Genomic DNA, 6,367 nt, shown 5'->3' on the forward strand with positions numbered 1-6,367 from the left:
AGGGCAGGCGTCCTAAATGATGAAATATCCAGATATGACCGTCCTACCCGCGCTGCAGGCCGAGCTGGCCACGGCCACCGACCAGCTGCTGGCCACGGCCGGGTCCCTGTCCGACGCCGACCTCGCCGCCCCCTCCCTTCTGCCCGGCTGGACCAGGGGCCATGTGCTCGCCCACCTCGCCCAGAACGCCGACTCCCACATCAACCTCCTCACCTGGGCGAGGACCGGGGTCAAGATCCCCCAGTACGCCTCCCCCGAGGCCAGGGCCGCCGCCATCGAAGCCGCCGCCGCCCGGTCAGCCGCCCGGCACCTGGCCGACCTGGAGGACAGCGCCGCCCGCCTGACCGCCGCGGTCCGCGACCTGCCGCGCGAGCGCTGGTCCGCGCCGGTGGAGGGCATGCGGCCGCCCGCCCACCCCGCCTGGTATCTCCTGGTACGTCGCCTGCGCGAGGTCGGCCTCCACCACGTGGACCTGGCCGCCGGATACGGCCCACGGGACTGGCCGGAGCCGTTCGTCCTGCGCGAACTTCACGACTGCCGCGCGTGCTGGCCGCACGCCCGTAGCACGGTGAGCGCGATCGTGCTCAAGAACGCGTCCGGCCAGGCCATCGAGAGCTGGCCGGACCTCGGTCCCGGCCCCGCGGTCGAGGGCGCGCCCGCCGACATGCTGGCCTGGCTGACCGGAAGATCACGTGGCGAGGGCGTTACGCTGGTGCCCGTGGGGCAGCCGTGCATGCCCGGTGGCGCCGTCCTTCCAGAGCCGCCGCCGTGGCTGACGATGCCGGCCCCCGCTGATCTGCCCGCGACGCCCCCAGAGGACTACCCATGACCTACACAGGTGACGTCCAGGTCGGCGGTCCCGCCGACGTGCGCGAGCTGCCCGCGCTCACGATCTGCAAGCTCGCCGTCGGCCCGTACGACAACAACGCCTATCTGCTGCGCTGCACCGAGACCGGCGAAGGGCTGCTGATCGACGCGGCCGCCGACGCCGACCGCCTGCTCGCTCTGGTCGCCGACCAGCCGGTGCGCTCGATCGTCACCACGCATCAGCACGGTGACCACTGGCAGGCCCTGGAGCAGGTGAGCAAGGTGACCGGCGCCGACGCGATCGCCCACCCGCTCGACGCGCCCGCCCTCCCGGTACGGGTGGACCGCACGGTCGAGCACGGCGACACGATCGACTTCGGCGCGGTCACGCTCGAGGTGATCCACCTGCGCGGCCACACACCCGGCTCGATCGCCCTGCTGTACGACGGCGGTGAGGCGGGCCATCACCTGTTCACGGGAGACTCGCTGTTCCCGGGCGGCGTGGGCAACACGTGGAAGGACTCGGAGCGCTTCACACAGCTCTACAACGACGTGGTCGAACGCGTCTTCGACCGCCTCCCGGACGAGACGTGGGTGTATCCGGGCCACGGCAAGGACACCACGCTGGGCGTCGAACGTCCCGCGCTGCCGGAATGGAAGGCCCGCGGCTGGTGACCCGCCGTGCTCCAGGGTCAAGCCGGCCACGGAGCCGGCCCAGAATGCGCGTCGTCACGGCGACCGGCCCGTGAGCCTTCACGACCGGCCATGACAGACGGCCAGGGACGTCGGCGCGTGCGGCCCGCCGTGCGCAGCCGTACAAGAGGGACGATCTGATGGGCGCGCGGCCCACCGGGCGCAGCCGTACAACATGGGAGGGTTTTACCGACGCGACCACGGACACGGATCAGCGGCGCAGGACGTGGAGGATGCGGTCGGCGGCGAGGGCCGGGTCGTCGGCGATGCCGACGAGTTCGCCCCACGACCACCGGTAGAACCACCCCTCCGGCATCGGCACGCAGTCGATCGTCTCCGCCAGCATCACCGTCTCGGGATCGCTGATGCGCAACGCGGGCGGGTAGGACCGCAACGTGGCCGTCAGCCCGCGCTGCTCCAGCTCCGTGGCCAGCTTGCCGAGATAGTACGTGCGCGTGTGCTCGCGCGGCGTGGCCGACATGGCTCTATCAAAGCCGAAGTAAGACGAAAAATCGCGTCAGTTGCTGATGCGCGTGGCCGCTTCGCGGCGCTGCTCCCGCTTGTAGACCAGCATGCGCAGCGGGATCGCCGCCACCAGCGCGATCTGCATACTCGCGCCGATCTTGATCGGCAGGTCGCCGCCCTCCGGCCAGGCCACCCAGACGGTCAGGAACGCCACGTTCACCATGATCCACCCCAGGACGCCCGCCGCGAGCTGGCCCTTCGGCTTGGGGTACTCGATCCGGCTGACCATCAGCCAGGCCACGCCCAGCACGGCGAGCAGGGACCAGACGCTCGGCTGGAACAGCAGCACGATGGAGATCACGGTCATGGCGCCCATGGGGATGGGCAGGCCCATGAAGTCACCGCTCTTGGTCTTGACGCAGGCGAACCTGGCCAGGCGCACGACCCCGGCCACCAGCACGGCCGCCGCCGCGGCGACCACCATCATGAACGGCACCTGATCGGTGAACCCGCCCCAGATCACGACCATGAACGCGGGCGCGAACCCGAAGCTGATGACGTCGGCCAGGTTGTCGAGCTCGGCGCCCATCGCGGAGGCCCGGAAGCGCCGCGCGACGAGGCCGTCGAACAGGTCGCACGTCGCGCCGATGAGCAGCAGCACGATGGCGGTGGCGAAGTAGCTCGGATCGGGCGTGAAGCGATGACCGCCCTGGAGCTGCTGGATCGCGGAGTAGGCCAGGACGCACACGGCCAGGAACCCGCAGACCGCGTTGCCCAGCGAGAGCGAGTCCGCGGCAGACAGGCGGAACGCCTTGCCGACCGGACCCCGAGGTTCTTCCTCCTCATCCACCTGCCAACTGCCGGCGTCAGCCGCGGTCAATTCTGGTCACCCCCGCAACCGTCTTGTCACCCACGGACACCGCGGGAGATATCCCTTCGGGAAGGTAGATGTCGACGCGCGAACCGAACCTGATGAGACCGATCCGCTCGGCCTGCGCGACCTTCGCACCAGTGCTCACGTACGGCACGATCCTGCGCGCGACCGCGCCAGCGATCTGCACCATCTCAATGTCACCCAGCGCGGTCTCGAAATGCCACACCACGCGCTCGTTCTGGTCGCTGTCCTTGTTGAACGCCGGCAGGAACCCACCTGCCACATGCTGCACGGAGGCGACATTTCCCGCAAGAGGGGCACGGTTGACATGTACGTTCAGGGGGCTCATGAAGATCGCGACCCTGGTGCGGCCGTCCGGCCACGGGTCGATGCTCTGCACCACCCCGTCGGCGGGCGACAGGATGCGTCCCTCGCCCGGCGTGCGGTCGGGGTCACGGAAGAACCAGAGCATGCCCCCGGTGAGCGCGCTCAGCGGCGCCGCCGCGAGCGCCCATCGCCGGTCCTTGCGCGTCAGCAGCGCGGTTGCGGCCGCCGCGGCCGCCGTCGGGATGAGCCACGGGGAGACCCCGCGTGCGAGCCTGACGCGGCTCGACTTGGCAGAATCGTCTGACACGTACAACCTTTGGTGGAGACTGAATTGGGCGCTTTGCCGTGATGTTACAGAACAAGCAACTATGACACGGCGCAACTACACAAGCAAAGCGCCTCGAAGTCCTTTTCGCTAGACCTGCTCCGGGTGCGGCTCCTCCTCCTGGCGCGCGTCGATCCGCGCTTTGACCAGGCTGGCCACGGTGGTGACGACCATGGTGACACCGATGACCGTGAGCGACACCCAGATGGGGATTTCGGGCGCCCAGGAGACATGGCTGGCGTGCAACGCCTCCAATATCAGCTTAACCCCGATGAACCCGAGGATGAACGCCAAACCATAGCTGATGTAGACCAGTCGTTGGAGCAGACCGCCCAGCAGGAAGTAGAGCTGACGCAGCCCCATCAGGGCGAACGCGTTGGCCGTGAAGACGATGAAGGGGTCCTTGGTGAGCCCGAAGATGGCGGGAATCGAGTCGAGCGCGAACAGCAGGTCGGTGCTCCCGATCGCGATCATCACGATGAGCATCGGGGTCACCATGCGCCTGCCGTCGATCTTGACGGTGACCTTGGAGCCGACGTACCCCTCGGTGGTGGGGAAGGCCCTGCGCACCCACCTCAGCAGGATGTTCTCGTTGAACTCCTCTTCCTCGCCCTTGAGGTGCTGGCGGACGAGGTTGATCGCGGTGTAGACGAGGAAGGCGCCGAACAGGTAGAAGAGCCAACTGAAGCGCTGCAGCGCCGCCGCCCCGAGCGCGATGAAGATACCGCGCATCACGAGGGCGAGCAGGATGCCGACGAGCAGCACCTTGTGCTGGTACGCCCGTGGCACGGCGAACCTGCTCATGATGATGAAGAAGATGAAGAGGTTGTCGACGCTCAGGCTGTATTCGGTGATGTAGCCGGCGAAGAACTCTCCGGCCTTGCCGCCTCCGAACGTGGCCCACAGAATCGCACCGAACACCGCGGCGAGGGCGACGTAGAACGTGACCCAGTATCCGGCCTGCCGCATGGAGAACTCTCGGGCTTCTCCACGGTCGACGATCCACAGGTCAATGGCGAGCACCACGAGAAGACCGCCGATCACGGCGATCCAGGCCCACATGGGTACAGTCACGTCTCAAGCCTCCGGCATGCACGACTCATTGCCGGAGGTCTCTCCCGCCCGCTTTCAACCGCGGACCGGCAGCCCCGGGGGCCCCGTGGAGTGGGGCTGCACCGTGATGACGAGGCTGTCGCGAAGGGATACTCCCCTCCCTAACCCAGGCACTATATAAGAACGCCCCCACCCGGCCTAATCATCCCTCCCGACCTTGAGCCCCGTACACGGCGAGCACGTCCTCCACGGCGTCGTCGGCGCCGGGCATCTCCCGCCCCCGCCGCTCCGCCGCCACTGCCAGCGTTTCCGCAGGTCCCGGCGTTGCGATCAGCTCACGTACGGCTCTGCGCAACCCCTCGACATCCCCGTACGGAACCAGAACCCCGGCATCCCCCAGAATTTCTGGAATCCCGCCTACTTTGTAGGCAATTGCCGGCGTTCCGGACATGAGCGCCTCGCGCAGGGTGAGCGGCTGGCCCTCCCAGCGGCTCGGCATCAGCAGGGCGAGGGCGGCCCCGAGCAGGTCGGGCACGTCCGTCCGGTGTCCCAGCAGCAGCACGGGCAGCTTCTCGTCGTCGATCCTGCGCCGCAGCTCCTCGCGCAGCGGCCCGTCGCCCGCGATCACGAACAGCGGCTCGCCGGACGGCCACGGCCCGGCGGCGACGTCGAGCAGCGTCTCGAGACCCTTCTGCTGGGCCAGCCGGGCGAGCGTCAGGAACACGGGGCGCTCGCCCGCGCCCAGCTCGTCCCTGACCTCCCGCGGCGTGCGTTTCGCCGGCCCGGGCGCGGGCGCGGGCACCACGGCGGCCCGCACGTCGCGGGCGCCGAGCCGGGACATGCCCTCACCGAGGTCCGGGGAGACCACGAGCACGTGATCGGCCCCCCGGGCCACGATCCGCTCCAGCACCCCGTAGACGAGCCCGACGAACCCACCGGCGGTCAGCGCGTTGTGCAGAGTGACGACCAGCCGCGCCCCACCTCGGCCCATCCCCTCACGAAGCCGGCCGTCCCCGCCTCGCCGGCCCAGCTTCGCGAGCGCGGCCAGCGCCCCGGCCCTCAGCCCGTGAGCGTGCACGACGTCGGCGTCCCGGGTCAGCCGCCTGACGGCCAGGACCGCGCGCAGGTCGTTCACCGGGTGGGGCCGGTCCGACACGGCCACCTCCACGAAACGGGCCCCCGCACGGGCGTAGGAGAACTTCTCCTCGACACTGCGCGGCCCGATGACGGCCACCTGGTGCCCCCGCCGCACCAGCCCTTCGACCAGCATCAGGACATACCGCCCGGTGCCCCCGGACGTGGTGCCCAGCACGAAAGCCACCCGCACAACCGCTCCTAACGTGGTCTCCAACCCGTCTTTACGTGGTCTCCAGCCCGAAACCCACCCGCACTTACCTACTCGGCCCCGCCACGCTCACTCCGCCCCGCCGCGCTCACTCCGCCCCGTCACGCTCGCTCGGCCCCGTCGCGGCTCCGCCCCGCCGTACGAGCCCCGCCACGGTGGCGGCATCGGCCCGATCCACGACGGCCACGACCGCCATGCCCACCACCAGCGCCACGACGGCGGCCAGCACGGCGGCCCCCACGTTCGGCCAGATGCCACTCGCCCCCAGCAGCCCCACGACGCCGGCCCCCGCCAGGTACCCCAGCAGACCACCGCCAAGCGCCGCCCCGACTGCCCGGGGCAGCCCCGCAACGGCCCCGCTCCCCCGGGCGCGGACCACCGAGCCGAGCAGCAGCACCCCGCCCACACTCATCCCGACGCTCATGCCGAGCGCCATCCCCCCGATCCGCCATCCATCGGGCAGCGCCAGCGCGAACAC

The 6,367-nt window shown here is 69.7% G+C and carries 7 protein-coding genes and 1 pseudogene; 2 read left to right on the forward strand and 6 right to left on the reverse strand.

Features of this window, described 5'->3' with window-relative positions; translation table 11 throughout:
• The first annotated feature begins 34 nt into the window (after positions 1–34).
• On the forward strand, positions 35–829 hold the full coding sequence (locus AB0J64_RS50235) for a maleylpyruvate isomerase family mycothiol-dependent enzyme (RefSeq protein WP_364044162.1): 795 nt from the start codon (positions 35–37) through the stop codon (positions 827–829).
• Positions 826–1,482 carry an MBL fold metallo-hydrolase gene (locus AB0J64_RS50240; RefSeq protein WP_364044165.1) on the forward strand — a complete coding sequence of 219 codons (657 nt, stop codon included), beginning with the start codon at positions 826–828 and terminating at the stop codon, positions 1,480–1,482. Before AB0J64_RS50235 ends, AB0J64_RS50240 begins: the two co-directional genes overlap by 4 nt.
• A 229-nt stretch (positions 1,483–1,711) precedes the next feature.
• Here the strand turns inward: AB0J64_RS50240 and AB0J64_RS50245 are convergent, their stop codons facing one another.
• From AB0J64_RS50245 to AB0J64_RS50270, 6 genes and pseudogenes are all read right to left on the reverse strand, one after another.
• Positions 1,712–1,981 carry a hypothetical protein gene (locus AB0J64_RS50245; RefSeq protein ID WP_344995073.1) on the reverse strand — a complete coding sequence of 90 codons (270 nt, stop codon included), beginning with the start codon at positions 1,979–1,981 and terminating at the stop codon, positions 1,712–1,714.
• Positions 1,982–2,017: 36 nt separating this feature from the next.
• Positions 2,018–2,845 (reverse strand): CDP-diacylglycerol--serine O-phosphatidyltransferase, encoded by an 828-nt coding sequence (gene pssA, locus AB0J64_RS50250; RefSeq protein WP_344995070.1) that lies wholly within the window; start codon positions 2,843–2,845, stop codon positions 2,018–2,020.
• Positions 2,832–3,473, reverse strand: a complete 642-nt coding sequence (locus AB0J64_RS50255; protein WP_364044170.1) for a phosphatidylserine decarboxylase — start codon at positions 3,471–3,473, stop codon at positions 2,832–2,834. Before AB0J64_RS50255 ends, pssA begins: the two co-directional genes overlap by 14 nt.
• 108 nt (positions 3,474–3,581) lie before the next feature.
• Entirely contained in the window at positions 3,582–4,565 is a 984-nt protein-coding gene (locus tag AB0J64_RS50260; protein WP_364044173.1) for a TerC family protein, read from the reverse strand.
• Positions 4,566–4,746: 181 nt separating this feature from the next.
• Entirely contained in the window at positions 4,747–5,871 is a 1,125-nt protein-coding gene (locus AB0J64_RS50265) for a glycosyltransferase family 4 protein (protein ID WP_364044175.1), read from the reverse strand.
• 106 nt (positions 5,872–5,977) lie between these two features.
• A pseudogene (locus AB0J64_RS50270) lies at positions 5,978–6,367 on the reverse strand (hypothetical protein); the annotation flags it as partial.

Origin of the sequence: Nonomuraea sp. NPDC049695 (assembly GCF_040674955.1) — a bacterium.
GTDB lineage: Bacteria > Actinomycetota > Actinomycetes > Streptosporangiales > Streptosporangiaceae > Nonomuraea > Nonomuraea helvata.